27 protein-coding genes and 1 pseudogene are annotated in these 26,968 nt (G+C 74.3%); 9 read left to right on the top strand and 19 right to left on the bottom strand.

Annotated features, from left to right (window positions below; translation table 11 throughout):
• Positions 1 to 123 precede the first annotated feature (123 nt).
• The 3 genes from groL to ACFWI8_RS33180 all read right to left on the bottom strand — a co-directional run bounded on the left by groL (position 124) and on the right by ACFWI8_RS33180 (position 4,039).
• Positions 124 to 1,746 (bottom strand): chaperonin GroEL, encoded by a 1,623-nt coding sequence (gene groL / locus ACFWI8_RS33190; protein WP_387099148.1) that lies wholly within the window; start codon positions 1,744 to 1,746, stop codon positions 124 to 126.
• A gap of 147 nt (positions 1,747 to 1,893) precedes the next feature.
• Positions 1,894 to 2,202 carry a co-chaperone GroES gene (gene groES / locus ACFWI8_RS33185; RefSeq protein ID WP_100569792.1) on the bottom strand — a complete coding sequence of 103 codons (309 nt, stop codon included), beginning with the start codon at positions 2,200 to 2,202 and terminating at the stop codon, positions 1,894 to 1,896.
• An 808-nt stretch (positions 2,203 to 3,010) separates the two neighbouring features.
• Positions 3,011 to 4,039 carry a polysaccharide deacetylase family protein gene (locus ACFWI8_RS33180; RefSeq protein ID WP_387099152.1) on the bottom strand — a complete coding sequence of 343 codons (1,029 nt, stop codon included), beginning with the start codon at positions 4,037 to 4,039 and terminating at the stop codon, positions 3,011 to 3,013.
• Between the two features lie 73 nt (positions 4,040 to 4,112).
• On the opposite strand from ACFWI8_RS33180, the gene ACFWI8_RS33175 reads away from it, so the two are divergent.
• Positions 4,113 to 5,321, top strand: coding sequence for a methyltransferase domain-containing protein (locus tag ACFWI8_RS33175; RefSeq protein WP_387099146.1), 1,209 nt, complete (start codon positions 4,113 to 4,115; stop codon positions 5,319 to 5,321).
• Here ACFWI8_RS33175 and ACFWI8_RS33170 read toward each other — a convergent pair.
• From ACFWI8_RS33170 to tsaB, 4 genes are read right to left on the bottom strand one after another with little or no spacing between them, the layout of a single operon-like run.
• Positions 5,302 to 5,550, bottom strand: coding sequence for a hypothetical protein (locus ACFWI8_RS33170; protein WP_387099144.1), 249 nt, complete (start codon positions 5,548 to 5,550; stop codon positions 5,302 to 5,304). The genes ACFWI8_RS33175 and ACFWI8_RS33170 overlap by 20 nt on opposite strands.
• Positions 5,550 to 6,620 (bottom strand): tRNA (adenosine(37)-N6)-threonylcarbamoyltransferase complex transferase subunit TsaD, encoded by a 1,071-nt coding sequence (tsaD, locus tag ACFWI8_RS33165; RefSeq protein ID WP_387099142.1) that lies wholly within the window; start codon positions 6,618 to 6,620, stop codon positions 5,550 to 5,552. The genes ACFWI8_RS33170 and tsaD overlap by 1 nt, the downstream gene beginning before the upstream one ends.
• Positions 6,613 to 7,086, bottom strand: a complete 474-nt coding sequence (gene rimI / locus ACFWI8_RS33160) for a ribosomal protein S18-alanine N-acetyltransferase (protein WP_387099150.1) — start codon at positions 7,084 to 7,086, stop codon at positions 6,613 to 6,615. The genes tsaD and rimI overlap by 8 nt, the downstream gene beginning before the upstream one ends.
• A gap of 35 nt (positions 7,087 to 7,121) precedes the next feature.
• The gene (gene tsaB, locus ACFWI8_RS33155) at positions 7,122 to 7,778 is read right to left on the bottom strand and encodes a tRNA (adenosine(37)-N6)-threonylcarbamoyltransferase complex dimerization subunit type 1 TsaB (RefSeq protein WP_387099140.1); all 657 of its coding nucleotides are present in this window, start codon (positions 7,776 to 7,778) and stop codon (positions 7,122 to 7,124) included.
• 98 nt (positions 7,779 to 7,876) lie between these two features.
• On the opposite strand from tsaB, the gene ACFWI8_RS33150 reads away from it, so the two are divergent.
• Positions 7,877 to 8,482: a hypothetical protein gene (locus ACFWI8_RS33150; protein WP_387099138.1), complete on the top strand. Its 606-nt coding sequence runs from the start codon at positions 7,877 to 7,879 to the stop codon at positions 8,480 to 8,482.
• On the opposite strand, the gene tsaE is transcribed toward ACFWI8_RS33150, so the two are convergent.
• The 3 genes from tsaE to alr are packed head-to-tail and all read right to left on the bottom strand — an operon-like array spanning position 8,479 to position 11,325.
• A complete protein-coding gene (gene tsaE, locus ACFWI8_RS33145) occupies positions 8,479 to 8,976 on the bottom strand; it encodes a tRNA (adenosine(37)-N6)-threonylcarbamoyltransferase complex ATPase subunit type 1 TsaE (RefSeq protein ID WP_387099136.1) in 498 nt (165 codons plus the stop codon). The two genes, ACFWI8_RS33150 and tsaE, sit on opposite strands and share 4 nt — an antisense overlap.
• Positions 8,960 to 10,150, bottom strand: coding sequence for an alpha/beta fold hydrolase (locus ACFWI8_RS33140; RefSeq protein ID WP_387099134.1), 1,191 nt, complete (start codon positions 10,148 to 10,150; stop codon positions 8,960 to 8,962). The genes tsaE and ACFWI8_RS33140 overlap by 17 nt, the downstream gene beginning before the upstream one ends.
• Positions 10,147 to 11,325 carry an alanine racemase gene (alr, locus tag ACFWI8_RS33135; protein WP_387099132.1) on the bottom strand — a complete coding sequence of 393 codons (1,179 nt, stop codon included), beginning with the start codon at positions 11,323 to 11,325 and terminating at the stop codon, positions 10,147 to 10,149. The genes ACFWI8_RS33140 and alr overlap by 4 nt, the downstream gene beginning before the upstream one ends.
• Positions 11,326 to 11,448: 123 nt before the next feature.
• On the opposite strand from alr, the gene ACFWI8_RS33130 reads away from it, so the two are divergent.
• Entirely contained in the window at positions 11,449 to 12,900 is a 1,452-nt protein-coding gene (locus tag ACFWI8_RS33130) for an NAD(P)H-hydrate dehydratase (RefSeq protein ID WP_387099130.1), read from the top strand.
• A 248-nt stretch (positions 12,901 to 13,148) separates the two neighbouring features.
• Here the strand turns inward: ACFWI8_RS33130 and ACFWI8_RS33125 are convergent, their stop codons facing one another.
• On the bottom strand, positions 13,149 to 13,517 hold the full coding sequence (locus ACFWI8_RS33125; protein ID WP_387099128.1) for a holo-ACP synthase: 369 nt from the start codon (positions 13,515 to 13,517) through the stop codon (positions 13,149 to 13,151).
• Positions 13,518 to 13,531: 14 nt separating this feature from the next.
• A pseudogene (locus ACFWI8_RS33120) lies at positions 13,532 to 14,227 on the bottom strand (glutamine--fructose-6-phosphate aminotransferase); the annotation flags it as partial.
• A gap of 34 nt (positions 14,228 to 14,261) precedes the next feature.
• Here ACFWI8_RS33120 and coaA point away from each other — a divergent pair.
• Complete coding sequence (coaA, locus tag ACFWI8_RS33115) at positions 14,262 to 15,215, top strand: type I pantothenate kinase (protein ID WP_387099126.1); 954 nt, start codon at positions 14,262 to 14,264, stop codon at positions 15,213 to 15,215.
• Positions 15,216 to 15,848: 633 nt separating this feature from the next.
• Here coaA and glmM read toward each other — a convergent pair.
• From glmM to ACFWI8_RS33095, 4 genes are all read right to left on the bottom strand, one after another.
• Entirely contained in the window at positions 15,849 to 17,225 is a 1,377-nt protein-coding gene (gene glmM / locus ACFWI8_RS33110; protein ID WP_387099124.1) for a phosphoglucosamine mutase, read from the bottom strand.
• A 138-nt stretch (positions 17,226 to 17,363) separates the two neighbouring features.
• Positions 17,364 to 17,876 (bottom strand): 30S ribosomal protein S9, encoded by a 513-nt coding sequence (gene rpsI / locus ACFWI8_RS33105; protein ID WP_387099122.1) that lies wholly within the window; start codon positions 17,874 to 17,876, stop codon positions 17,364 to 17,366.
• Positions 17,877 to 17,915: 39 nt separating this feature from the next.
• The gene (gene rplM / locus ACFWI8_RS33100) at positions 17,916 to 18,359 is read right to left on the bottom strand and encodes a 50S ribosomal protein L13 (protein ID WP_132934725.1); all 444 of its coding nucleotides are present in this window, start codon (positions 18,357 to 18,359) and stop codon (positions 17,916 to 17,918) included.
• A 242-nt stretch (positions 18,360 to 18,601) separates the two neighbouring features.
• Positions 18,602 to 20,224: an ABC-F family ATP-binding cassette domain-containing protein gene (locus ACFWI8_RS33095; RefSeq protein ID WP_387099120.1), complete on the bottom strand. Its 1,623-nt coding sequence runs from the start codon at positions 20,222 to 20,224 to the stop codon at positions 18,602 to 18,604.
• 116 nt (positions 20,225 to 20,340) lie between these two features.
• Between ACFWI8_RS33095 and ACFWI8_RS33090 the strand changes: the two genes are divergently transcribed.
• Complete coding sequence (locus ACFWI8_RS33090) at positions 20,341 to 21,198, top strand: hypothetical protein (RefSeq protein WP_387099118.1); 858 nt, start codon at positions 20,341 to 20,343, stop codon at positions 21,196 to 21,198.
• A gap of 12 nt (positions 21,199 to 21,210) precedes the next feature.
• Here ACFWI8_RS33090 and ACFWI8_RS33085 read toward each other — a convergent pair whose 3' ends face one another.
• On the bottom strand, positions 21,211 to 21,954 hold the full coding sequence (locus tag ACFWI8_RS33085) for an SDR family oxidoreductase (RefSeq protein WP_387099116.1): 744 nt from the start codon (positions 21,952 to 21,954) through the stop codon (positions 21,211 to 21,213).
• A gap of 148 nt (positions 21,955 to 22,102) precedes the next feature.
• Here ACFWI8_RS33085 and ACFWI8_RS33080 point away from each other — a divergent pair, with 148 nt between their 5' ends.
• Positions 22,103 to 23,050: an AraC family transcriptional regulator gene (locus ACFWI8_RS33080; protein ID WP_387099114.1), complete on the top strand. Its 948-nt coding sequence runs from the start codon at positions 22,103 to 22,105 to the stop codon at positions 23,048 to 23,050.
• Here ACFWI8_RS33080 and truA read toward each other — a convergent pair.
• A complete protein-coding gene (gene truA / locus ACFWI8_RS33075; protein ID WP_387099112.1) occupies positions 23,028 to 23,870 on the bottom strand; it encodes a tRNA pseudouridine(38-40) synthase TruA in 843 nt (280 codons plus the stop codon). The two genes, ACFWI8_RS33080 and truA, sit on opposite strands and share 23 nt — an antisense overlap.
• 99 nt (positions 23,871 to 23,969) lie before the next feature.
• Between truA and ACFWI8_RS33070 the strand changes: the two genes are divergently transcribed.
• Together ACFWI8_RS33070 and ACFWI8_RS33065 are read left to right on the top strand one after the other, a co-directional pair.
• Positions 23,970 to 24,206, top strand: a complete 237-nt coding sequence (locus ACFWI8_RS33070) for a hypothetical protein (protein ID WP_387099110.1) — start codon at positions 23,970 to 23,972, stop codon at positions 24,204 to 24,206.
• Positions 24,203 to 25,063: a metal-dependent hydrolase gene (locus ACFWI8_RS33065; RefSeq protein ID WP_387099108.1), complete on the top strand. Its 861-nt coding sequence runs from the start codon at positions 24,203 to 24,205 to the stop codon at positions 25,061 to 25,063. The genes ACFWI8_RS33070 and ACFWI8_RS33065 overlap by 4 nt, the downstream gene beginning before the upstream one ends.
• Positions 25,064 to 25,254: 191 nt before the next feature.
• On the opposite strand, the gene ACFWI8_RS33060 is transcribed toward ACFWI8_RS33065, so the two are convergent.
• Positions 25,255 to 26,256: an aldo/keto reductase gene (locus ACFWI8_RS33060; RefSeq protein ID WP_387099106.1), complete on the bottom strand. Its 1,002-nt coding sequence runs from the start codon at positions 26,254 to 26,256 to the stop codon at positions 25,255 to 25,257.
• Between the two features lie 127 nt (positions 26,257 to 26,383).
• On the opposite strand from ACFWI8_RS33060, the gene ACFWI8_RS33055 reads away from it, so the two are divergent.
• Positions 26,384 to 26,968, top strand: a 585-nt coding sequence (locus ACFWI8_RS33055; RefSeq protein WP_387099104.1) for a helix-turn-helix transcriptional regulator, incomplete at its 3' end; no start/stop codon positions are given.

The raw sequence follows: 26,968 nt of genomic DNA, 5'->3' as shown, positions 1-26,968 counted from the left end.
TCCCCTCCCCCCGGGCCCGTCCCGGCCCCCCCCCCCCCCGGCGGGGGCCCCGGCGCCCGCGGGGGTTCCCGGGGCCCCCGGGGCCCGTTCCCGTCCCGGGATGCCCGGGGTCAGGGGGAAGGCTCAGTGCGCGTGGCCGTGACCGTGACCGGCCGGCTCCGGCTCCTCTTCCTTCTTCTCCACCACCAGGGTCTCGGTGGTGAGCAGCAGGGCGGCGATGGAGGCCGCGTTCTGCAGCGCGGAGCGGGTCACCTTGACCGGGTCGATGACGCCGTCCTTGACGAGGTCGCCGTAGGTGCCGGCGGCCGCGTTGTAGCCCTGGCCCTTGTCGAGCTCGGCCACCTTGGAGGTGATCACGTAGCCCTCGAGGCCCGCGTTCTCCGCGATCCAGCGCAGCGGCTCGACGGCGGCGCGGCGCACGATCGCGACGCCGGTCGCCTCGTCACCCGAACGGCCCAGGTCGTCGGCGAGAACCTTGGCCGAGTGGACCAGGGAGGCGCCACCGCCGGGGACGATGCCCTCCTCGACCGCCGCGCGGGTGGCGGAGATGGCGTCCTCCAGGCGGTGCTTCTTCTCCTTCAGCTCCACCTCGGTGGCGGCACCGACGCGGATCACGCAGACGCCGCCGGCCAGCTTCGCCAGCCGCTCCTGCAGCTTCTCGCGGTCCCAGTCGGAGTCGGTGTTGTCGATCTCGGCGCGGATCTGGGCGACCCGGGCCTCGATGTCGGCCGAGGCGCCGCCGCCGTCGACGATGGTGGTGTCGTCCTTGGTGATGGTGACGCGGCGGGCCGAACCCAGCACGTCGAGGCCGACCTGGTCGAGCTTGAGGCCGACCTCCTCGGAGATGACCTGGCCGCCGGTCAGGGTGGCCATGTCGCCCAGCATCGCCTTGCGGCGGTCACCGAAGCCGGGGGCCTTGACGGCCACCGAGTTGAAGGTGCCGCGGATCTTGTTGACGACGAGGGTGGACAGCGCCTCGCCCTCCACGTCCTCGGCGATGATCAGCAGCGGCCGCGAGGAGCCGGCCTGCATGATCTTCTCCAGCAGCGGGAGCAGGTCCTGGATGGAGGAGATCTTGCCCTGGTGGATCAGGATGTAGGGGTCGTCGAGGACGGCCTCCATGCGCTCCTGGTCGGTCACCATGTAGTGCGACAGGTAGCCCTTGTCGAAGGCCATGCCCTCGGTGAAGTCGAGCTCGAGGCCGAAGGTCTGGGACTCCTCGACGGTGATCACGCCGTCCTTGCCGACCTTGTCCATCGCCTCGGCGATCAGCTCGCCGACCTGCTTGTCCTGCGCGGACAGCGCGGCGACGGCGGCGATGTCCGCCTTCGAGTCGATCGGGCGGGCGCTGGCCCGCAGGTCCTCGGCGACCGCCGCGACGGCGGCGTCGATCCCGCGCTTCAGACCGGACGGGGAGGCGCCGGCGGCCACGTTGCGCAGCCCCTCGCGGACGAGGGCCTGGGCCAGCACGGTGGCGGTGGTGGTGCCGTCACCCGCGATGTCGTTGGTCTTGGTCGCCACCTCCTTGACGAGCTGGGCGCCCAGGTTCTCGTACGGGTCCTCGACCTCGACCTCGCGGGCGATGGTGACGCCGTCGTTGGTGATGGTCGGCGCGCCGAACTTCTTGTCGATGACGACGTTGCGGCCCTTGGGGCCGATCGTCACCTTGACCGCGTCGGCCAGCTTGTTCACGCCGCGCTCGAGGGCGCGACGGGCGTCCTCGTCGAACTTCAGGATCTTCGCCATCGGTTGGGTGTCCCTTGTGCCTTGTCGTCTTCGTGAGGGCGGGTTCCGCGGGGCGGCCGCACAACGGCGCCCCGGCCCCGGCCGTGCTACGGATCAGGCGCGGGTCCCGGGGCGCGTCGGTGCCGAAATGCTCTCGACCGGTCCGAGTTACTTCTCGATGATCGCGAGCACGTCGCGGGCGGAGAGAACGAGGTACTCCTCGTTGTTGTACTTCACCTCGGTGCCGCCGTACTTGCTGTAGAGCACGACGTCGCCGACCTTGACGTCGAGCGGAAGGCGGTTGCCGTCCTCGAAGCGGCCCGGGCCGACGGCCAGGACGACGCCCTCCTGGGGCTTCTCCTTGGCGGTGTCCGGGATGACCAGGCCCGAGGCCGTGGTCTGCTCGGCGTCGAGCGGCTGGACCACGATGCGGTCCTCAAGCGGCTTGATGGCAACCTTGGTGCTGGCGGTCGTCACGATCCGACCTCCCCCTTCGGAGATCTCGCGGGGTCTTCATGGCTGGGAGGCGACCTGGAGGACCCGTCGTCGCGGGTGCCGGATCCGCCCGTCGCGCGTTGGCACTCCTACTGTGAGAGTGCCAAAGTTGAGATTAGGCGTCGGTTAGCACTCAGTCAACTAGAGTGCCAATCCGTCCTGGCGGGCGGAGCGCCCCGAAGGTTCCGCACCCCGGGGGGCGGGGGCCCAACGCGCGGGCGGGACATCCGTGTTGCGCCCGTTCCGCTGGTGGCGATTCCCCTGCTGGCCTGCGCTTTCCCGGCGCGGCGGACGGGTGGGGTGGGCCCCGGTGGGGATCATGGCGCACGCCGTGGCGCTCCGCGCCGGGGTTCGCTCCCGCCGATGCTCCTTCGACACCGCGCGCCGGGGGGTGACGGCCGCACTGTCGGGTGCCCGGGTGTTTCGCCCCGGGTTTTCCCCACCCACCCGCCCATCTCGCGCACTGCGCGCGGGGAGCGGCCCTACGGGCCGGGGCCCGCGGCGGCTGCGCCGCCGGGTGCCGGGCACTTCGCGCGGGAAGTGGCGGCTGCGCCAGCGGGGGCGGTGGCGCTTACGCGCGGGGGGTTTCACCCACCCACCCACGCTTTTTCGCGCGCTACGCGCGGGGAGCGGCCCTGCGGGCCGGCCCGCGGCGGCTTCGCCGCCGGGGCACACGGCCGTGCCGCGCGAGGCCACCCTCCCCCAGCTAACGCTGGGAGGTGCCCCCAGGGCGGGTGGGTGGGCGCGGCACGGCCGCAGGCCGACACCGCCGCCGGGTCGCGTCGTGGGGTCAGATGTAGTCCTCCAGGCGGGCCAGGGCGAAGCCCTGGGCCGTGGCTGTTTCCACGACGCGGCGGATCATGTCCGGCATGGAGCCGCCCCACTCCGCCGTGCCGCGGAAGTGGGTGAGGATGATGTCGCCCGGGTGCAGCTTCTCGTCGCCGCGGCCCCAGGCGATGCGGTCGGGGAAGGCCTCCTCGGCCCACAGCGGGACCACCTCGACGCCGCAGGAGGCCGCCGCCTTCAGCGTGTCGCGGTCGTACGCCCCGTACGGCGGGCGGAAGAGGGTGGGGCGCTCGCCGATCTCCTTCTCGAGCGTGTCCTGTTGGCGGCAGATCTCGGTCCGTTGCTCGGTGTAGGAGAGCTTCGGCATCTCGCGGTGGTTGACGGAGTGGTTCTGGATCCCGGAGCCGTCCCGGTGCGCCTCGCGGAAGTAGTCGTAGTCGTCGCGGGCCACGTAGTCGGAGAGGAAGCTGCTGTAGGGGATGTCGAGTTCCCGCATCATCTCCAGCAGTTTCGGGTCCTTCTCCGCGCCGTCGTCGATGGTCAGGAAGACGACCTTCTCGTCGGTCGGCACCTGGACGATCACCGGCGGCAGGCCCTTGCCGGTGAGGTGGCCCGGTTCGCTGGTGAGTTCGGGTTTCTCGGCCGGCGGCGCCGGGGCCCGGAGGGGGACGCGGCGCAGGCCCCAGGTCTTGGCCGCCGCGATCCGACGCGTTTCGGCGCGCTCCAGGCGCTTGGCGTAGCCCGCCAGCGCGTCCGCCACGGTGCGCGCCTGCGCGGCGCGCTGCGGGCCACCGAGGGCGAGTCCCGGTTCGCCGCCCGAGCCGGGGCCGTGCGGCGGGGGTGCCGGCGCGCCGTCGACGGTGGTGAGCAGCCGCCAGCCGTCCGGCTCGTTGGGCGGCGGCGGGATGGCGCCGGAACAGGCGAGGGCGAGTATCGTCGCGCCGCCCAGCAGCCCGCAGCGCCGGGCCCGCCAGCGGAACCAGCTCGGTGGGCCGTGCCCCCCTCCCGGGGTAATTTGTCTTACTTGTCCGATAATCTCCATGGTTCCGGATGGTGCCACCCGCCTCCCCGGGACCCCGGCAGCCCGATCCGTGGCGCCGGGGAGAATGACCCGTGTGGCCGCACCCTCCGCCGACCTCGGCGCCTTTCCCGACCTGCTCACCGGGCGGGGCCAGCGACTCCTCGACGAGTTGCGGGACCTCGACCCGGCCGACGAGCTGACCGCCGCCACCCGGCTGCGCCGGGAGCACCCGGCCGAGCTGGTGTCGGCGGCCATCGGCCAGGCCCGGCTGCGGCAGCGCGCGGCCGCCAAGTTCGGCCCGGACGCGGAGCGGATGTACTTCACGCCGCACGGCGTGGAGCAGGCCACCCGCTCCCCCGTGGCCGCCTGGCGCGCCGCCCGCTTCGCCGCACTCGGCGTGCGGCGCCTCGCCGACCTGTGCTGCGGCGTCGGCGGGGACGCGATCGCGCTCGCCCGCGCCGGCATCGAGGTGGTCGCCGTCGACCGGGACCCGCTGACCTGTGCCGTGGCGCGCGCCAACGTGGCGGCGCTGGGGCTTGCCGACCGCGTCGAGGTGCGGCAGGCCGCCGTGGAGGACGTGCCGCTCGACGGCTTCGACGCGCTCTTCGCCGACCCGGCGCGGCGCGGTGGGCGGGGTCGGGTCTTCGACCCGGAGGCGTACTCGCCGCCGCTCTCCTGGGCCCTGGCGGCCGCGAGCCGCGCGCCGCTGGCCGCGCTCAAGGTGGCGCCCGGCGTCCCGCACGAGGCCGTCCCCGAGGAGGCCACGGCCGAGTGGGTCTCACACCGGGGCGAGGTCAAGGAGGCCGTGCTGTGGTTCGGCACCGGCGAACGGGAGCCGCGCCGCGCCACGCTGCTGCCCGGCGGCGACACGCTGGCCGGCCCGGGCACCCGCCGGGCGCCGGCGGGCGAGCCTGGCCGGTACCTCTACGAGCCGGACGGCGCGGCGATCCGGGCTCACCTGGTCGCCGAGGTCGCCGAGGCGATCGGCGGCCGGCTGCTCGACCCGGAGATCGCCTATGTCACGACGGACGCCCCCGCGGCCACGCCGTTCGCCACCGGCTACGAGCTCACCGACGTGCTGCCGTTCAACGTCAAGCGGCTGCGCGCGCTGCTGCGCGAGCGCGGCGTCGGCACGGTGACCGTCAAGAAGCGCGGCTCGCCGCTCACCCCTGAGGAGCTGATCCGGCGCCTCAAGCCGCAGGGCCCGAACGCGGCGACCGTCTTCCTCACCCGGGTCGCGGACGAGCCGGCGATGCTGCTGAGTCCCGGGGTGCTCAGTCCTCGACCGGCGTGAAGCGCCAGCGGTGCACCGGTCGGTGCAGCAACCCGGCCGGCGGCTCCGGGAGTTCCACGGACGGGCCGGCGGGCCACCAGGTGATCACCAGCACCCGGTCCGGCTCGGCCGTGAACGTCTCGCGGCGCTCGGGGGCCGGGTCGAGCGGCTGGTCGCGCACCCACGCCAGCAGTTCGGCGCCGCGCCCGGCGGCCGCCCTGGCCTCCCACATCAGCGCGACGGCCGCCATCAGTGGTGGTGCCCGTGGTGGGCTTCGTGAGCCGGGACGTGGGGCTCGGTCACCGGCAGCGATGAGTCGGCCGGCAGGTCGAGCGCCGAGGGCGTGCGCCCCCTGGCGAGCATCTCCGCGCCGAGCGCCGCCACCATCGCGCCGTTGTCCGTGCACAGGCCGGGTCTCGGCACCCGCAGCGTGATCCCGGCGTCGGCGCAGCGCTCCTCGGCCATGGCGCGCAGCCGCGAGTTGGCCGCCACCCCGCCGCCGATCATCAGGTGGTCCACGCCCTCGGACCTGCAGGCCCGGATCGCCTTCCTGGTCAGCACGTCGGTGACCGCCTCCTGGAACGAGGCGGCGACGTCCGCGACCGGGACCTCCTCGCCCGCCGCCCGCCGGTTCTCGACCCAGCGGGCCACGGCCGTCTTGAGGCCCGAGAAGGAGAAGTCGAACGGCGCGTCGCGCGGGCCGGTGAGCCCGCGCGGGAAGCGCACCGCGTCCGGGTCGCCCTCGCGGGCCAGCCGGTCGATGACCGGGCCGCCGGGGAAGCCCAGCCCCAGCACCCGCGCCACCTTGTCGAACGCCTCGCCGGCCGCGTCGTCGATGGTGGCGCCGAGCGGCCGCACGTCCGTGGTGATGTCCGGGGCGAGCAGCAGCGAGGAGTGGCCGCCGGAGACCAACAGGGCCATGGTCGGCTCGGGCAGCGGGCCGTGTTCGAGCTGGTCGACGCAGATGTGCGAGGCGAGGTGGTTGACGCCGTACAGCGGCTTGCCGAGCGCGTACGCGTAGGCCTTGGCGGCCGAGACGCCGACCAGCAGCGCGCCGGCGAGCCCGGGGCCGGCCGTGACCGCGATCGCGTCCAGGTCGCGCGCCGCGACGCCGGCCTGGGTGAGCGCCCGCTCGATGGTCGGGACCATCGCCTCCAAGTGTGCGCGGCTGGCGATCTCGGGCACCACACCGCCGTAGCGCGCGTGGTCGTCGACGCTGGACGCGACGGCGTCGGCCAGCAGCGTGTGGCCGCGCACGACGCCGACCCCGGTCTCGTCGCAGGACGTCTCGATACCGAGGACGAGCGGTTCGTCAGCCATCTTCTTCCTTCTTCTCCTCCGTCGGTTCGAGCTCGCGGCGCATCACCAGCGCGTCGTGGCCACCCGGCTGGTAGTAGCCGCGCCGCACGCCGACCGGCGCGAAGCCGAACCCGGTGTAGAGCCGCTGCGCGCGCTCGTTGTCGACGCGGACCTCGAGCAGCACCTCGCGGCAGCCGAAGCCGGCGGCGGCGGCGAGCAGTTCGGACAGCAGCCGGGCGCCGAGCCCGGTGCCCTGGTGGTCCTCGGTGACGCCGATGGTCATCACGTCACCCGAGTCGCCGGAGACGCCGAGTCCGCCGTATCCGACGAGACGGCCGTCGGGCCCCTCGGCCACCACGTACCGGCGGCTGGGGCGCGGGCCGCGGGCGCCGGCCAGCTCGGACCAGAACATCTCGGCCGACCAGGCGTCCTCAGGGAACAGCTCGGCCTCCAGGCCCAGCACCGGCTCGATGTCCCACCAGCGCATCTCGCGCAGCACGACCTGCCCGACGCGGCTCGCCGTCAACGGGTGACCGCCTTGTAGCCGGTGGGCACCCTGGCGTCCGGGCGGCGCAGATAGGCCGGCCGCGGCTCCGCCAGTTCCTCGCCGGCCGCCAGCCGCTCGGCGGCCAGCGCGGCCAGCGCGGCGGCCGAGGCGTGGCGCGGCAGGTCCTCGCGGTGGCCGGGGAACGCCTCCGGGTAGAGCAGCGCGCCGGCGCCGACCGCCGGCAGGCCGGCGACGGCCTCGGCGATCTCGGCGGGGCGGTCGACGGCGGGGCCTTCCAGGCGGGTCCTGGCGTCCGCGTAGCGGGCCCAGTAGACCTCCTTGCGGCGGGCGTCGGTGGCGACCACGAACGGCTCGGTCAGGCCGGCCGCGTAGGCGATGGAGTCCAGCGAGCCGAGCCCGTACACCGGGATGCCGGCGGCCGAGCCGAGCGCGGCGGCGGTGGCCAGGCCGACCCGCAGTCCTGTGTAGGGGCCGGGTCCGGTGCCGACGACCAGCGCGGTGACGTCCGCGAGCCGGCGGTCGGCCGTGGCCAGCACCCGGTCGACGGCGGGCAGCAGGAGTTCGCCGTGCCGACGCGGGTCGACCTCCTCGGCGGTGGCCAGGGCACGCTCGCCGTCGTGCAGGGCGACGGTGACGGCGGGGGTCGCGGTGTCCAGGGCGAGCAGCAGCACCCGGCAAGCCTACGACCCGCCGAGCACCCCTTCGTCTCCTGGTAGCGTCGGGCCCGGACTCTTCGATCCACTCGTCCCTGCGCGAAAGGCAGCAGACCGTGGCGCGCCACACCTCAAGCTCCGGTTCCGGTGTCTTCGTCTCCGTGCTGACCGTTGCCGCGCTCGGCGTCGTCGCCTTCTTCGCCTACCAGGCGTCGGCGGCGGACGAGCGGCCACCGCGGACATCCGAGCAGACGGAGGAGTCCCCCGCGCCCGAGGACGAGGCCGACGGTGGCGGGGACGGCGGCGCGGGCGCCGAGGCCGAGGAGCCGCCGCTGCCGGCCGAGTCGGGCACCGGCAAGCGCGTGGTCTACGCGCTGGGGCAGCAGCGGGTCTGGCTGGTGGACGTCGCGCAGGACGGCACGGGCGAGGTGGTGCTCGACACCTTCCCCGTCTATCCGAGCTCGGTCAGCCCGGAGCCCGGCGAGTACGCGGTCACCTCGCGCAGCCCCAACGGCACCGGCTCGGACGGGGTGGCGATCGAGCACACGGTGATCTTCCACTCGGCGGACGACGTGGTCTTCGGCTTCTCGGCGGCGATCGACGGCTCGACGCCCGACCCCGAGGCGGCCCAGCGCACCGGCGCGGTCCGGGAGTCGCGGGAGGACGGCGCCGCGATGTGGGAGTTCGCCACCGAGAACGTCACGGTGGTCGTCGTTCCCTAACGCGCCAGCTGTTCGAGGCCCGCCTCGTGCCAGCGGTCGCCGACGCCGGTCAGCGACACGTGACGGGTGTCGTCCTCGGCGCTCGCACCCCGGTGGATGACGACGTGTAGCCGGTCCTCCGACAGCTCCTCGACCCGCCCCTCGCCCCACTCGACCACCACCACCGACTCCGGCAGCGCCACGTCGAGGTCCAGGTCCTCCATCTCGTCGAGGCCGCCGGCCAGCCGGTAGGCGTCCACGTGCACCAGCGGCGGGCCACCGGCCAGCGACGGGTGGACGCGGGCGATGACGAAGGTGGGCGAGGTGACGTCGCCGCGCACGCCGAGCCCCTCGCCGATGCCCCGGGTCAGCGTCGTCTTGCCGGCGCCCAGCTCCCCGGTGAGCAGCACGAGGTCGCCGGGGCGCAGCAGCGCGGCGAGGCGCCGGCCGAGCTCACGCATCCGGTCGGCGTCGGGGACGGTCAGCGCGACGGGGGCGTCAGACAGCTGGTTCATGGGGATGGATGCTACGCGCGAGCAGCCTGGCCAGGGCGTCGTTGACCACCAGGGGCGCCTCCAGAAGCACCAGATGCCCCGTCTCGGGCACCAGCAGCAGCTCGGCGGCCGGCAGCTCCTCGGCGATGCGCTCGCTGTGCGCGGCCGGGGTCATCTCGTCCCGCTCGCCGGCCAGCACCAGCACCGGGAGGTCGTTCTCCAGGCCGCGCAGCACGCCGAGCGCGGCCATCTTGTCGTGCACGTGGAAGGCCGGGTAGAACTCGGCGACCACGTCCATCGGCACGGCCTCGATCAGCCGCTCGGCGAACCGGGCGACGGCCGGGTCGATGCTCCTCGGCTCGCCGAAGGAGAGCCGCCGGAACACGCCGGAGTAGAGGTCGCCGACGGCCCGCCGGCCGCGCTCGACCAGCTCGGGCCGGGCGCCGATCACCCGCAGCATGCCGGGCATCGCCTTGCGGACGAGGCCGATGACGGGGGCGGGGAAGCCGTAGGTGACGTCGCTGAGGCCGCCGGCCGAGGTGCCGACGAGGGCGATGCCGGTGACCCGCTCGGCGACGTACTCGGGGTACTGCTCGGCGAACGCCATCACCGTCATGCCGCCCATGGAGTGGCCGACGAGGACGACGGGGCCCTCGGGCACGGCGGCGTCCAGCACGGCCTTCAGGTCGCGGCCCAGCTGGTCGATGCTGACGTCCTCGACGCGCTCGACCTGGGACCTGCCGCGCTCGGAGCGGCCGTGGCTGCGCTGGTCCCAGTAGACCGCGCGGTAGTGGCCGCGCAGCGCGGCGCGCTGGAAGTGCCAGACGTCCTGGGCGAGGCAGTAGCCGTGGCTGAAGACGACGGTGGGGCGGCGGCGCACGGCCTCGGGGCGGCGCAGCAGCTTGGCGAGCCGGCCGCGCGGCGCCGGCTCGGCGACCGTCGCCGGCGGTTCGAGGGCGGGGTGCTCGTCACGCTCGTCGATCTCGTAGTACAGCTCGGTGCCGTCCTCCGCGAAGGCGGTGCCCGGGGTGCCGCGCAGGGTGCCGAACGGGCCGGTCGCGTCCAGTTCGAGGCGGGCCTGACGGCGCAGGCCGCGCTGCACGCTGAGCCGCTCGATGGCCACGGTGGTGGCCACCGTGGTGGCCACGGCGCCGAGGGCCACGCCGGCTATCCCGGCGCGGCGGGCCCAACTCATGACGACGCCGCCGCCGGCTCGGGTGACTCCCCGTGGTAGACGCGGGGCACCCGGGGGCCGATGCGGGTCACGATCTCGTAGCCGATGGTGCCGGTGGCCCTGGCCCAGTCCTCGACGGTGGGCTCACCGCGGTCGCCGGGGCCGAACAGCAGCGCCTCGTCGCCGGCCTCGGCCCTGTCGCCGCCCAGGTCGACGACGAACTGGTCCATGGCGACGGTGCCGGCGACCGTGCGCCACTTGCCGGCGACCAGCACGGGACCGGTTCCCGAAGCGTGGCGGGGGATGCCGTCGGCGTATCCGGCGGGCACCAGCGCCAGCGTGGTCTCGCCGGGGGTGGTGTAACGGTGGCCGTAGGAGACGCCATGGCCGCCGGGGACCCGCTTGACGCCGGCCAGCCAGGCGCGCAGCGTCATCACGGGGCGCAGCCCGAAGTCCTCCGGGGTGCCGGTCTCGGGAGACGGGGAGATGCCGTAGAGCGCGACGCCGACGCGCACCAGGTCGTAGTGGGCGCCCGGCAGAGTGAGGGTGCCGGGCGAGTTCGCCAGGTGGCGGACCTCGGGCCGCAGGCCGGCACGGTCGGCGGTGGCCAGGGCCTCCTCGAAGACCTTCTGCTGGGCGGCGATCGACGGGTCGCCCGGCTCGTCGGCCCTGGCCAGGTGGGACCAGACACCGGCGACCACGACCGTGCCCTCGGCCTCGGCGGCGCGGGCGGCGGCGGTGAGGTCGGCCCAGTCGGCGGGCGGGCAGCCGTTGCGCCCGAGGCCGGTGTCGGCCTTGAGGTGGATCCTGGCGGGGCGGCCGGCGGCCCGGGCGGCGGCGACGACCTCCGCCAACGCCCAGCGGGCGCTGACGGAGACGTCGATGTCGGCCTCGACGGCGCGCCGCCAGGGGCCGCCCGGCACCCACAGCCAACACAGCACCCGCCCGGTGTCGCCGGCCGCGCGCAGGGCCAAAGCCTCCTCGGGCGTCGCGGCGCCGAGCCAGGCGGCGCCGGCCGCCCGGGCGGCCCTCGCGCACGGCACCAGACCGTGCCCGTAGGCGTCGGCCTTGACCACGGCCATCAACTGGGCGCCACCGATGAGGCGCTCGTGCAGCGCACGCACGTTGGAGCGCAGCGCGGCGAGATCGATGTCGGCGCGCAGTCGCCAGGTTTCGGGCAGGACGTGATCGCTCATTGTCCACCAGTGTCGCAGGAACCCCGGATTTCGCCGCCCCGACCGCCGGAAAGCGCCGCGACGGGCGGGCCGCCGAGGGGGGTTCGGTGCGCCACGGCGGCGGGCACGGGCCAGACTGGTGCCATGAGGACGGCCTATCGCGTGGAGACGGTGCGGACCGCCGAGCGGGCGCTGATGGCACGGCTGCCCGAGGGCACCCTGATGGCGCGGGCCGCCGCCGGCCTCGCGGCGGCCTGTGCCGACCTGCTGCGGGGCGGCCGCTCCCGCCGCGTGGTGCTGCTGGTGGGCAGCGGCGACAACGGCGGCGACGCCCTCTACGCGGGCGCCCGCCTGGCCCGCCGGGGCGCCGGGGTGACCGCCGTGCCGCTCTCCCCCGACCGCGCGCACCCCGGCGGCCTGGCCGCGCTGCGTGCCGCCGGTGGCCGCGTCGCCGCGCCGGACGAGGCCGCCACCGCCCTGGCCCGCGCCGACCTGGTGGTGGACGGCATCACGGGCATCGGCGGCCGGGGCGGGCTGCGCCCGGAGGCCGCCGAGCTGGCCCGCCGGGTCCACGCCGCCGGCACCCCGGTGGTCGCCGTCGACCTGCCGAGCGGCGTCGACCCCGACACCGGCGAGGTGCGCGGCGAGGCCGTGCGGGCCACGCTCACCGTCACCTTCGGCACACACAAGCCGGGGCTGCTGGTCGACCCGGCCGCCGAGCACGCCGGCGAGGTGCGGCTCGTCGACATCGGCCTGGGGCCCGAGCTGCCGGCCACGCCCGACCTGGCGGCCCTGGAGCCGGCCGACGTGGCCGAGCTGCTGCCCCGCCCCACCGGCGAGAGCGACAAGTACCGGCGCGGCGTGATCGGGATCGCGGCCGGCTCCCCCCGCTACCCGGGCGCGGCCGTGCTGGCGGTCGGCGGCGCGCTGCACGGCGGCGCGGGCGCGGTCCGCTACGCGGGCCCGGCCGACGCGGCCGTGATCGCGCGCTACCCCGAGACGCTGGTCTCCGCCGGCCTCCCGCACCAGGCCGGCCGGGTGCAGGCCTGGGTGGTCGGCCCCGGCATCGGCGACGACCCGCAGGCCCGCGAGCGGGTGGCGGACGTGCTGGACGCCGACGTGCCGGTGCTGGTGGACGCGGACGGGCTGCGGGGCCTCGACCCGGAGCGCATCCGGGCCCGCACCGCGCCGACCGTCCTCACCCCGCACGCCGGCGAGGCGGCGGCACTGCTCGGCACCGCACGCGACCAGGTGGAGGCCGCCCGGCTGACCGCCGTCCGTGAGCTCGCCGAACGGTTCGGTGCCGTGGCCCTGCTCAAGGGCTCCACCACCCTGGTCGCCGACCCGGCCGGCGGGCCCGTGCGCGTCAACCCCACCGGCACTCCCTGGCTGGCCACGGCCGGCAGCGGGGACGTGCTCTCCGGCCTGATCGGTGCCCTCCTCGCGACGGGCCTCACCCCCCTGGACGCCGCCTCGACCGGCGCCTACCTGCACGGCCTGGCCGGCTCCCACGCCCCCACGCCCCCCTCGGCCTCCACCGTCACCGAGGCCCTGCCGGCGGTCTGGCGCGCGCTCCTCGACCACCGGACGCCCTGACGTCCTGACGCTCCGACGTCCTGACGGCGCGTCAGCCTGACGGGCCCGCCCTCTCGCTCCCCGCCGGGACGGCCACTGGAACCATCAGTCGATCGCTCACCCCCATCACTCCCCCCGTCTCCCCGCTCTCCGCACTCTCCCACCCGATCACTTACCGTGACGTCATCCTGCCCCACCCCACACGCTCCGTACATACCCGGCCGGGGCAGTTCACCCGATCCGGTGAACAGGCGCCGAGCTGGACCCCACTACCCCTCCGCGATCACCATCGCCGTCGCCACGCCCGCGTCGTGGCTGAGCGACACATGCCACGTCCGCACCCCCAACTCCGCCGCCCGCGCCGCGACCGAACCACGCACCACGAGGCTGGGCCGGCCCGACGCGTCCTGCCGCACCTCGGCGTCCGTCCACGCCATCCCACCGGGCGCCCCCAGCGCCTTGGCCACCGCCTCCTTCGCCGCGAACCGCGCCGCGAGCGACGCCACCCCCCGCCGCTCGCCACCCGGCAACCACAGCTCGGCCTCGACGAACAACCGTCCCACCAGCGCCGGCGTCCGCTCCAGCGACCGCTCGAACCGCCCCACGTCCGCCACGTCGATCCCCACGCCCACGATCACGCCCGCACCACCCCGCCGTCCACGTCCGTGACCTCGCACCGCACCTCGTCGAACTCCCGCCGCGCCAGCACCACCCGCACCTGCTCCGGCTCCCCGCCCGGCAGCCGCACCACCTCCCGCATCGCCTCGTCGCCGAACGCCGCCTCGTCGGAGGCCAGGAACGACTCACCCTCCCCCACGCCCACCACCAGCGGCACCCCCCGGTGCGCGCCCACCAGCGCGTCCGGCTCGTCCGCGTGCACCGCGAGCACCGCGTACGTGCCGCGCAACGAGCGGCACACCTGCCGCATCGCCTCGCCGAGGTCCCCGCAGGACGAGAACGACTCGGCCAGCAGGTGCGCCACCACCTCGGTCTCCGTCCCGGACCCCAACCGATGCCCGCGCGCCGCGAGTTCGTCCCGCAGCTCGGCGTGGTTGTCGACCCGGCCGTCGCACACCACCGCCACCCGCCCCGCGTTGTCCAACTGCGGCTGCGCGCCACCGGCGCCCCCGCCGTACGCCACGCCGCACGCCCCGGCCGGCAGCGGCCGGCGCGCCAGCTCGGCCCGCAGCTCGCCAAGACGCCCCTCGCGCTGCGCCGTGGCCAAACCCCCGTCCGCCAGCACCGCCACTCCGGACGAACCGTTGCCTGGCCGCTCCAGCCGGCCGAGCCCGGCGAGCAGCACATCGAGAGCGGACTGGACCCCTGCGTAACCGACGATGCCGCGCATGCGGGCAGGGTAGCCCGGCCCGCAGAATGCTCGGGTGGTCACCTCGCTCCAACACGGCTCGCACTCCTCGCCCCCTACCCCCTACGTGGACCTCGGCCGCGCCGAATGGCGCGCGCTGCGCGACCGCACGCCCCTGCCGCTGACGGCCGCCGAGGTCGAGGGGGTACGGGGACTCGGCGACGTCATCGACCTCGACGAGGTCAGGGAGATCTACCTGCCGCTCTCCCGGCTGCTCAACCTCCACGTCGGCGCGACGGAGAGGCTGCGCGGCGCGCTCTCCACCTTCCTCGGCGGCCCGCAGCCGACCACCCCCTTCGTGCTGGCCGTCGCCGGCAGCGTGGCGGTCGGCAAGTCGACCGTCGCCCGACTGCTGCGGACGCTGCTCGCGCGCTGGCCGGAGCACCCCAGGGTCGAGCTCGTCACCACCGACGGCTTCCTCTACCCCAACGCCGAGCTCGAACGGCGCGGGCTCATGGCCCGCAAGGGCTTCCCCGAGTCGTACGACCGCCGCGCGCTCACCCGCTTCGTCGCCGCCGTCAAGGCGGGTCAGGCGGAGGTCAGCGCGCCGGTGTACTCGCACCACGTCTACGACATCGTGCCGGGCGAACGGCTGACGGTTCGCCGCCCGGACATCCTGATCGTCGAGGGCCTCAACGTCCTCCAGCCCGCGCCGCCGGGGCGCCTGGGCCTGGCGGACTACTTCGACTTCTCGCTGTACGTCGACGCCAGGACGGCGGACATCAGGGAGTGGTACCTGGAGCGCTTCCGCGCGCTGCGGGCGACGGCGTTCCGCGACCCGGCCTCGTACTTCAGCCGCTACGCGGCGGTGCCGGAGGAGACGGCGCTCCGCTACGCGGAGGACAACTGGCGCCGCATCAACGAGCCGAACCTCGTCGAGAACATCGCGCCGACGCGTGGGCGGGCGACGCTGATCCTCCAGAAGGACCACACGCACGCGGTGCGGAGGGTTCGGTTGCGCAAGCTCTAGCCTCCGGCGGTCGGACCGTGGGCGTGCCGCGGCCGTAGCCGGTGCGTGCGCCGGGGCGCTTCGCGCCGGCTCTTTTCCCCCGCCCACCCGCCCCTTTTCGCGCAGCGTGGCCCACCGGCCCGGGCACGCAGGCGCGCGAAGCGCGCCGGTGCCCCGGGCTCACGAGCCGACGGCCCACGCCAGGCGCGCGGTGGAAGCGCGCAGCAAACGGGGGCGTCGGCCGTCCGACCCGGCTGCCGCGCACGGCCCACCGTGGCAGCCCTGCCGCGTTAGCGCACCGTCCGGAGGGCGGCGGGTGGGCCGTGGGGACCACCCGTGCGGCCAAGCCGCCGGGCACCAGGGCGCCTCGCGCCGAAGGTGGCAGACGTCCGGCAGTCCGCCACGGGCCTGCCCGCCCGCAGACGGGTAGCGCCGTCGTCGGCGGGGCGCCGGCCCCCGCATAGCGTCAGCGAAAGCGCGGGTGGACGGCCGCGTGCGGCCCGCCGCGGTGGCTTGGCCGCCGACGGCCGGCGGTCCGGCCGCACGCCTGCCCGCCCGGATGCGCCGCGCGACGACCCGCCCGGAGGGCGGGTGGGTGGCGCGACGCCCGGAGCGGCCCTGGCGGGCCGCCGGGCCCCGCGCACCGGCCGGGCGTCAGCCGAGGGCCGACTTGACCGCGTCGGCGAGGCCCGCCGCGATGGTGCGGGCCTGGGCGGGGTCGGCGGCCTCGACCATGACGCGGACCAGCGGCTCGGTCCCGGAGGGACGCAGCAGGACGCGGCCCGTCGAGCCGAGCTGGCGCTCGGCCTCCGTCACCGCCTCGGCCAGCTCGCGCGACTCCTTCACCCGCGTCCGGTCCACGTCCGGCACGTTGATCAGGACCTGCGGCAGCCGTTCCATCACCGCGGCGAGCTCGGCCAGCGGCCGCCCCGTCGCGGCGACGCGCGCCGCGAGCAGCAGGCCGGTCAACGTGCCGTCGCCCGTCGTGGCGTGGTCGGAGACGATCACGTGGCCGGACTGCTCGCCGCCGAGCGAGTAGCCGCCCCGCTTCATCTCCTCCAGCACATAGCGGTCACCGACCGCCGTCTGCCGCAGTTCGAGGCCCTCCCGCTCCATGGCGAGCGTGAAGCCGAGGTTGGACATCACCGTGGCCACCACCGTGTCGCCGGTGAGCGTGCCGGCCTCCCGCATGGCCACGGCGAGGACGGCGAGGATCTGGTCGCCGTCCACCTCGCGGCCGGCCGCGTCGGCGGCCAGGCAGCGGTCGGCGTCGCCGTCCACCGCGATGCCCAGGTCGGCGCCGTGCGTGAGCACGGCCTCCCGCAGCGCGGCCATGTGCGTGGAGCCGTAGCCGTCGTTGATGTTGAGGCCGTCCGGCTCGGCGCCGATCGTCACGATCTCCGCGCCGGCGCGCGCGAACGCCTCGGGCGCGACCCGCGAGGCCGCGCCGTGCGCCGCGTCGATGACGACCTTGAGGCCGGTGAGCTTGTTGGGCAGCACGCCCACCAGGTGCGAGACGTACGCGTCGAAGCCCTCGTCGTAGTCGGTGACCCGGCCGACGCCGGCGCCGATCGGCCGCGCCCACGGCTCGCCGCGCGCGTGGTCGTGGTAGGCGGCCTCGATGCGGTCCTCGAGCTCGTCGGCCAGCTTGTGTCCGCCGGCCGCGAAGAACTTGATGCCGTTGTCCGGCATCGGGTTGTGGCTGGCCGACAGCATCACGCCGAAGTCGGCGTCGAGCGAGCCGGTGAGGTACGCCACGGCCGGGGTCGGCAGCACGCCCACCCGGATCACGTCCACGCCCGCGCTGGCCAGGCCGGCGACGACCGCGGCCTCCAGGAACTCGCCGGAGGCCCGCGGGTCCCGGCCCACCACCGCCGTCGGCCGCCCGGCCCCGGCGCCGTCCGTGGCGCTGACGCTCCCCGCGCGCGCGAGGACGGTCGCCGCCGCGACCGACAGGCCGAGTGCCATCTCGGCCGTCAGATCGGCGTTGGCGACGCCCCGCACCCCGTCCGTTCCGAAGAGTCGTCCCACGGTTGTTCCTCCGAGATGTTCACACAAGCCCGTTCACAAGCCCGTTAACCCTATAAAAGGAACGCCCCGGTGGCACGGACGTGCCACCGGGGCGCCGGGAAAAGCCGGGCAAACCCGCCGAACAGCCGGATCGGCCGATCAGCGCTTGCTGTACTGGGTTCCCTTGCGGGCCTTCTTCAGACCGGCCTTCTTCCGCTCGACCGCACGGGCGTCACGGGTCAGGAAGCCGGCCTTCTTCAGCGGGCCGCGGTTGTTGTCGACGTCCGCCTCGTTGAGCGCACGGGCCACGCCGAGCCGCAGCGCGCCGGCCTGGCCGGAGACGCCGCCGCCGGAGATGCGGGCCACGACGTCGTACCGCTCGTCGAGCTCGAGGATCTTGAACGGCTCGTTGACGGACTGCTGGTGCACCTTGTTGGGGAAGTAGTTCTCCAGGGTGCGCCCGTTGATCTTCCACTTGCCGCTGCCGGGGATGATCCGGACGCGGGCGATCGCGTTCTTCCGGCGCCCGGTGCCGGCACCCGGCAGCGGGTCGCCGAAGCGGGCCGAGGCGGTCTCGCCGTCGCCGGCGAACTGCTCGGGCGCGCTCTCGGTCGTGTACTCCTCGACCTCGGGAACCTCGGCGTCAAGGGTCTCAGGGGTGGGCTCGGCCACGATTCTCCTCAGATATCTCTCGTCTTAGGGGTGGCCGGACTACTGCGCGACCTGGGTGATCTCGAACGGCACCGGCTGCTGGGCACTGTGCGGGTGCTCGGGGCCGGCGTACACCTTGAGCTTGGAGAACATCTGACGGCCCAGGGTGTTCTTGGGCAGCATGCCCTTGACGGCCTTCTCGACGGCCTTCTCCGGGTTCTTCTCCAGGAGTTCGCCATAGCGGACGGACCGCAGACCGCCGGGGTATCCGGAGTGCCGGTAGGCCAGCTTCTGGGTCCGCTTGTTGCCGGACAGGTGCACCTTGTCGGCGTTGACGATGATGACGAAGTCACCGGTGTCAACGTGCGGCGCGTACACCGGCTTGTGCTTGCCCCGCAGAAGGGTGGCGGCCTGGGAGGCCAGGCGGCCCAGCACGACATCGGTCGCGTCGATGACGTGCCACTGACGCTGGACGTCGCCGGGCTTGGGGCTGAACGTACGCACGGGTCGTAGCCTTCGCTTCTTCGTGAATGAATCCTGACAAGGCCACCCGACGATCACAACAGAGAAGGCCGACACCTCGGTGACGCAAACCGGGTGCTGGCCGCTGGCAACCATCCTGGTGGACCGGCGCAGGCCCCTCACGTGAGATCGAGCAAGCCATACGCATAAGTTTCAACTCGGCAGACTACCGTCCGTGCCACGGACGGGTCAAAACGGCCCCCCTCCCGCCCCCGTCCCGCCCCTCAGCCCCGGTCCCGCACGACCCGCCGCTCGTCCCACACCGGCTCGGCCGTCTCCCGCACCACGCCGTCCTCGCCGAACACCAGGAAGCGGTCGAAGGAGCGTGCGAACCACCGGTCGTGCGTCACCGCAAGCACCGTGCCCTCGAACGCCTCAAGCCCCTCCTGGAGCGCCTCCGCGCTCTCCAGGTCCAGGTTGTCCGTCGGCTCGTCGAGCAGCAGCGCCGTCACACCGGCCAGCTCGAGCAGCAGGATCTGGAACCGCGCCTGCTGCCCGCCCGACAGCCGGTCGAACGGCTGCTCCGCCTGCCGGTCCAGCTCGTACCTGCGCAGCGCCGAGGTGGCGGCGCCCCGGTCCCTGGCGTGCTCGGTCCACAGGATGTCCAGCAGGGTCCTGCCGAGCAGCTCGGGGTGCGCGTGCGTCTGCGCGAAGTGCCCCGGCACGACGCGCGCGCCCAGCTTCCACGCGCCCGTGTGCGCCACGTCCTCGCCGGCGAGCAGCCGCAGGAAGTGCGACTTGCCCGAGCCGTTGGAGCCCAGCACGGCGACCCGCTCGCCGTAGAACACCTCCAGGTCGAACGGGCGCATCAGGCCGGTCAGCCCGAGCCGCTCGCAGGTCACGGCCCGCAGCCCGGTGCGGCCGCCGCGCAGCCGCATCCTGATGTCCTGCCGCCGCGGCGGGCGCTGCGGCGGCCCGGCCTCCTCGAACTTCCGCAGCCTGGTCTGCGCCGCCTTGTACCGGGAGGCCATCGCGTCACTGTTCGCGGCGTACTGCCGCAGGTCGGCCACCAGGCGCTTCAGCTGGGCCCGCTTCTCCTCCCAGCGCCGCAGCAGCTCCTCGAACCGCTCGAACCGCTTCTCCCGCGCCTCGTGGTACGTCCCGAAGCCGCCGCCGTGCGTCCAGACGTCCGAGCCGGCCGGCCCCGGCTCCACGCTGACGATCTTGCGCGCGGCGCGGGCCAGCAGCTCGCGGTCGTGCGAGACGAAGAGCACGGTCTTCCGCGTCTCGCGCAGCCGGTCCTCCAGCCAGCGCTTGCCCGGCACGTCCAGGTAGTTGTCGGGCTCGTCCAGCAGCAGCACCTCGTCGCCGCCCCGCAGCAGCGCCTCCAGCACGAGCCGCTTCTGCTCGCCGCCGGAGAGCGTGCGCACCAGCCGCCACTGCGCCTTCTCGTACGGCGTCCCGAGCGCGGCCATCGTGCACATGTCCCAGACGGTCTCGGCCTCGTAGCCGCGGGCCTCGGCCCAGTCGGCGAGCGCCTGCGCGTACACCAGCTGCGCGGCCTCGTCGTCCCGCTCCATCACCGCCAGCTCCGCCGCGTCCACGGCGGCCGCGGCCCGCCGGATCCCGGGCTGCGCCACGGACACCAGCAGGTCGCGCACGGTCCGCTCGTCCCGCACGGACCCGACGAACTGCGGCATCACGCCGAGCCCACCGCTGACCGCGACGCTGCCGCCCACCGGCCGCAGCTCGCCGGCGACCAGCCGCAACAGCGTGGACTTCCCGGCCCCGTTGGCCCCGACCAGCGCGACGGCCTCCCCCTCCCCGACCCGGAAGGACACGTCGTCGAGCAGCACCCTCCCGTCCGGCAGCCGGTACTCCAGGTGCGCGACCTCCACATGTCCCATGCCGGCCAGTCTGCCGCCCACCGCTCCCCCGGCCCCACCGGTTTTCCCCTCGGCCGCCGCTCTCCGTACGCCCGCGGGCTGACCGAGCCGCGGGGTCCCCCTCTAGACTTCCGCCCATGAGTTACGGGCAGGGGGGACCCCAGTGGGTTCCCGGGGGTTCGAACACGCCGGACTGGAACAGGCTCGCGGCCGACGCCGAGCAGAAGCGGGCCCGCAAGCGCTGGTGGGTCATCATCGGCAGCGCGCTCGCCGCCGCGGCCGTCGGCACGGTGGTCGCGCTCGCCATCGTCAACCAGGGGGGTGACGGGGGCGGCACCGCGTCCGACGACCCGGGCTCCGGCGAGTTGCCCGCCGAGCCGTCGGACGGTCCGAGCGACGACCGCACGTTCGAGGAGACGACCCTGCCCCCGCTCCCCCAGCCCCGGGAGTTCATCTCCGACGCCGACAAGGACATCGCGCCCTTCGAGCAGGACTCGTTCTTCGGCGGCGCCATGGAGATAGAGGGCCGGCCCTACGCGCTGGCCGCCTCCGACGCGATCGAGGGCTGTGCCGGCGCCGTCTCCGAGGACCTCGCCACCGCGCTCGCCGACAACGGCTGCGTCACCCTGCTGCGCGCCACCTACACGGCGGAGGGCGTGGCGGTCACCGTCGGCGTCGCCCAGTTCCCCACCGAGGAGGACGCGATCGCGGCCCGGGAGGCCGCGACCGGCAACCTCCAGCCGCTGACCGGCGGCGACACCCCCGAGTTCTGCCAGCGCGGCGGCTGCCGCACCACGACCAACCAGGCCGGCCGCTACACGTACTTCACCATCGCCGGCAACAGCGACGGCACCCCCGACAGCGGCGAGGGAACCCCCGCCCAACAGGCCGCGCGGGACGGCAACGACCACGCCTTCGCCCGCATCATGCAGCGCGGCGAGGCCCAGGCCTCCGCGTCCGCCTCGGCCATCGTCGAGGAGCGCAACACCCGCTGACCGCCAGGACCGTCACGCGGCGGACGCCGGCTCCAGGGTGAAGGGGCGAGGGTCGCCGGCGAGCGATGCCTTCGCGGCGGCGCCGTAGCCGTCGGCGAGGATCTCGATCTTCCCGGCCTCGACCCCGTCGAGGGCGGTGCGGACGATGTCGACGGGGTCGTTCAGCACGCCGTCCGGGAGCGCACCGCCCCCCAGTGCCTCGGCCGCGTACTCCTTCATGGTCCGGGTGGCCGTCGGCCCGAACACCAGGCCGGTGACGAGGGTGCCCTGGCCGGCGAGTTCGAGCCGGACGCCGTTGGTGAGGCTCCACTGCGCGGACTTGGCGACGGCGTACGCGTTGTTGCCGACGAGACTCTGGAAGGACAGGACCGACAGGACGTTGAGGATGGCGCCGCCGCCGTTCCCGGCGAGGACGGGGGCGAAGGCCCGGATCACGGAGAGGGTCCCGTAGACGTGGGTGTCGAGGGTCAGCCTGATCGTGTCGAGGTCTCCGTCGACGAGGTTCACGCCCGACGAGACCCCGGCGTTGTTGACCAGCAGGTCGACGTCGCCGGCGGCGGCCGCGGCCGCCGCGACGGACGCCGGGTCGGTGACGTCGAGCGCAAGCACCTCGGCGCCTGGAACGTCGACGAACTCCGGACGCCGAGCGGTGGCGTACACCTTCGCGGCGCCCCGGCGCAGCAGTTGCTCGGCGAAGTGCCGGCCGAGGTCGCGGCCGGCTCCGGTGACGAGGGCGGTGGCTCCGTGCAGTCGCATGTCTCTCGCCTCTCCTTGAGGGTCCTCCCGGTCCACCCGGGCATGAAGAACCGTACGGGGGGTCAGATGCGCCAGTCGATGCCCTTCTGACTCAGATCCTTACCCGTCTGCCTCAGCGGGTGGCGCGCCGCACCGCTACGATCGCCGCATGGATCCACTGACCGACGTGCTCTCGGTCTCCGGCGTCCGAGGCACCCTCGGCACCCGGATCGAGGCGGGCGGAAGCTGGGCGATGACCCTGGACGACCGTCCCGGCGCGGCGCTGCACGCCATCATCTCGGGCAGCGCGTGGCTCACCGTCGCGGGCCGTGAGCCACGGGAGCTGGCCACGGGCGACGTCGTCCTGCTGTCGGCCGGAACGCGGCACAGCCTGGGCGACGCCCCCGAGACTGAGGCGGGGGCGTTCGACCGGGCGGCGGCGCCCGAGCGCGCGACCGATGAGGTGGTCAGGCTCGGCTCGCCGCCCGTGCGCACGCGGATGGTCACCATGCACTACGACTGCGATCCCGCGGTGCGCACCCGGCTGCTCGGCACGCTTCCCGACCTCGTGCACGTCAGTGCCGACACGGGAGCGGCCTGCTTCGACGACGCCGTGCGCATGCTCGGCCGCGAACTGGCCGAGCCGGGGATCGCGACGACGGCCGTGCTCAACAGCCTCGTCGACATCATGCTGATCCAGTTGCTCCGTGCCTGGCTGGCCACCCGGCCGGCCGAGCAGCGCGGGACCTGGCTCGGCATGCTCGGCGATCCGATCGTCCGCCGGGCGCTCGAGCTCATCCATCGGGACCCCGCACGGCCATGGACGACGGCGACGCTGGCGGCCGCGATCGCGGCCTCGCGCGCGACGCTCGCGCGGCGTTTCCCGGCGGCCATCGGGCAGAGCCCTGCCGCGTACCTGACGCAGTGGCGGATGGACCTGGCAGCCGTCCGGCTCCGCGACACGGACGACTCCGTCGAGGACATCGCGGCCGCCGTGGGGTACGGCTCGGTTCCCGCCTTCAGCCGCGCCTTCACCCGCGCCCGTGGCCGGGCGCCGGGCCGCTACCGCGTCCACGCCCGCGCGGGCACCCGGGTCAGCCCCCGGCGAGGGTCCTGACGTTGCGCGCCTCCCGGTTCCGGGCCGCCAGTTGGTCGTCCGGCGGGTAGGCGACCCGCTCCAACGTCAGTCCGTGCGGCCGCACCACGTGCACCGCCGAGTCGCGGACCCGCCCGGCGAGCACCTTGCCCGGCCAGTCGGGCGGGCGGTGGCCGTCGCCGACGAAGAGCAGCGCGCCGACGAGCGAGCGGACCATGTTGTGGCAGAACGCGTCCGCCTCCACGGTGCCCTCGACGACCCCGTCGGGCCGCCGCTCCCAGCGCAGCGCGCGCAGCGTCCTGATGGTCGTCGCGCCCTCGCGCTTCTTGCAGTACGCGGCGAAGTCGTGCTCGCCGAGCAGCCGCGCTGACGCCTCGTTCATCGCGGCCACGTCCAGCGGCCAGTTGTGCCACAGCACGGACGCGTACTGGAGCGGGTCGACGCCGCCCGGGTGGTCGCTGACCCGGTACGCGTAGCGCCGCCAGATCGCCGAGAACCGCGCGTTGAAGTGCGGGGGCGCCGCTTCGGCCCGCCACACCCGCACGTCGCTCGGCAGCCGCCCGGCCAGCCGCCGCACCAGCCGGTCCCGCTGCTCGAGCCAGACCGCCTCCGGCAGGTCGACGTGCGCCACCTGGCCCCGCGCGTGGACGCCGGCGTCCGTCCGCCCGGCCACGGTCAGCTCGAACCGCCGCGGCGAACGCGTCACGACCCGCAGCGCCTCCTCGATCTCCCCCTGCACGGTCCGCAGCCCCTCCTGCCGGGCCCAGCCGGAGAAGTCGTGCCCGTTGTACGAAAGATCGAGCCGCACGCGGACGTGCCCTGCCTGTACCTCGTCACTCACGGCCCCGATCCTCTCAGAGCCGCCAGGACCGGTAGACCATACTCAGTAAGTATCGAGTATTCTCCCCTCGTCACACGACGAGAAACGGGGAGGACTGTCGTGAGCGTGACCGAGATCAGACCTGGCCAGGAGGCCGAGAGCGCGGCCGAGTCGCAGCACCACACGGGTCCGGCCGAGGTGGTCGGATACGGTCTTGCGGGGCTCGTGCTCGTCGGCGGCGGGGCGCTGTGGACCACACCGGTGCTCAACTGGCTGGTGGGGCCCGCGATCTGCGTGCTGTGCGTCGCGGCGGCCGGCTTCGTCGGCGACCGCGTCCGCGGGGGGAGCGACGCGTGAGCTGGGCCGCGCACGAGCTCGAAAGCTACCTGCTGCACAAGCACGTCAGGACCAAGGCGTCCTTCCTGGCGATCCTCACCGGCTGCCTGGCCCCCGACATGCTGACCAAGCTGCCGGTCTACGGCATCGAGTTGGGCAACCTGGTCATCAGGCCCGACGACCCGTGGGAGTACCACAGGGGCTGGCCGGGCGCCGGGTTCACGCACTCGCTGATGTTCGCCGTCGTCCTCGGCCTGCTGACGCTGTGGGTCTTCAGGAGCCGCGAGTGGGCGCTCGGCCTCTTCGTCGGCACGTCGGCGCACGTCCTCACCGACGTCTTCGACAGCGTCGGCACGATGCTGTTCTTCCCCTTCACCACCCAGCAGTACAGCACCGGCATGTGGGCCTACGCGGCCCAGGCCGGCCGCTACGGCGACGCCGCCGCCTACTACGGCAGTCTCGGCCTGGTCTGGGACCTCTTCTGGCTCACCCTCGCCCTGCTCGGCTTCAAGGCCCTGCGCGCCCGGTACTTCTTCGACGAGGTCGTCACCTCCGATCCCGCCTGGGGCTGGCTCCGCCGCCGGCTCCACCTGTCCGACCGGGTCCTGCTCGCCCTGTACCGGGCCTACTTCGTCTACGGCGCCTGCCGGATCTTCGGCTGGTCGATCTGGGTCCACCTGGTCGAGGGCGCCCCGATGGACTGGACGTGGGGCGGCCCGTACTGGGTCGACAAGGTCACCCTCGAACCGACGCCGCTGCCGGAGCTGGCCGCCAACACCGCCGTCGGCCTGGCCGGGTTCGTCGCCGCCGGCTGGCTGCTGTGGCTGCTGGTCGGCCGCCGCCTGTGGGAGGCCGCCGACGCGGAGCACCGGCGGTGACGGGCCCCGCCGGCGCTCCGCGGGCTAGGTCCTGTCCTGGCGATCTTCGAGGATCAGCTCGCGGCGTCAGACGCGGTGCATCGCAAGGCACCGGATCGCAGCTCATACTTGGCCGTATTCGCGCGATTCGGAAACGCAGCGAGGTGCCGTGTATGGCGTCGCGGGCCCGAAGAAGATCGCCCGGACAGGGCCTAGTTGCCCACGCCGAGGCCGGACATGAACGCGGACGGATAGCGGTCGCCGCGCGCCGCGCCCCGCGGCACGGCCTGCTCGATCTCGGCGAGGTCGTCGGCCGTGAGGCGCACTTCGAGCGCCGGCAGCGCCTCGGCCAGCCGCTCCCTGGTGCGGGCGCCGACCAGCGGCACGATGTCCTCGCCCTGGGCGGCCACCCAGGCGATGGCCAGCTGCGCGACGGTGCACCCCTTCGCCTCGGCGACCCGGCGCAGCGCCGCCACCAGGGCGAGGTTGTGTTCCACGTTCCCGCTGGCGAAGCGAGGGCTGAGGCCCCGGCTGTCGCCCGGCCGCGCGGCACGGTCGGCGGACCAGTGGCCGGAGATGAGCCCACGGCCGAGGACGCCGTACGCGGTCAGGCCGATGCCGAGCTCCCGCAGTGTCGGCAGCACCTCGTCCTCGACCGCGCGGGACATCAGCGAGTACTCGATCTGCAGGTCGGCGACCGGGTGCACGGCGTGCGCCCGGCGGATCGTCGCCGCGTCGACCTCCGAGAGCCCGAGGTGCCGCACGTACCCGGCGTCGATCAGCTCCTTGACCGCGCCCACCGTCTCCTCGATCGGCACCGCCGGGTCGAGCCGGGCCGGTCGGTAGACGTCGACGTGGTCGGTGCCGAGCCGGGTCAGCGAGTAGGCGAGGAAGTTCTTCACCGCCTCGGGACGGCAGTCGTGCCCGCCGAACGCGAGGCCGGGTCCCGGGCCGCGCAGCATGCCGAACTTGACACTCAGCAGGTAGCTGTCCCGGTCCCGGCCGCGCAGCGCCTCGGCGAGCAGCAGCTCGTTGTGGCCCATCGCGTAGAAGTCGCCGGTGTCGATCAGGGTGACGCCGGCGTCCAGCGCGGCCTGCACGGTGGCGATGCTCTCGGCGCGGTCGGCCTCGCCGTAGCCTCCCGACATGCCCATCGTGCCCAGGCCGAGGGCCGAGACGGCCGGTCCCGCGCTGCCCAGGGTTCGTTGCCGCATGAGGTCTCTCCTTCGTCGTCGTTCCCGGTCCCACCCTGCGACCGCGCCACGGCGCGCGGGAGCGGAGCGTTCATCGTGGGAGCGCCGCTCCCTGGAAGCGGTCGCCGACCGGGCGGACCATGGGGTCATGCAACGCGCCCAGCTCGCCGACTTCCTGCGCCGCCGCCGCGAGGCGATCCGCCCGGCCGACGTCGGCATCGCCGACGGCCCCCGCCGCCGCGTCGCGGGGCTGCGCCGCGAGGAGGTGGCCATGCTGGCCGGCATGTCGGTGGACTACGTCGTCCGCCTCGAACAGGGCCGCGGCAGCCAGCCCTCGACCCAGCTGCTCGGCGCGCTGGCCCGCGCGTTGCGCCTCTCCGAGGACGAACGCGACCACCTGTTCCACCTGGCCGGCCACCGGCCACCGCCCGCCGAGGGCGTGGCCCGCCTGGCCCGCGCGGGCCTGGTGCGCATGCTCGACCTGCTCGGCGACACCCCCGCCGTGGTGCACTCCGACCTGGGCGAGGCCCTGGCCCAGAACCGGGCGGCCGTCCTGCTGATGGGCGACCACACGGGCTTCTCGGCAGACCGGCGCTACTTCGCGTACCGCTGGTTCACCGAACCCGCCGTGCGGGCCTTCTGCCCGCCGGAGGAGCGGGAGCACCAGTCCCGGCAGCTCGTGGCCGACCTCCGCGCGACCGCGGGACGCCGGGCCGGCGACCCCACGGTCACC

This window comes from Streptomyces sp. NPDC127098, from assembly GCF_042722465.1.
GTDB lineage: Bacteria > Actinomycetota > Actinomycetes > Streptomycetales > Streptomycetaceae > Streptomyces > Streptomyces millisiae.
This window is presented reverse-complemented; position numbering and strand designations above follow the sequence as displayed.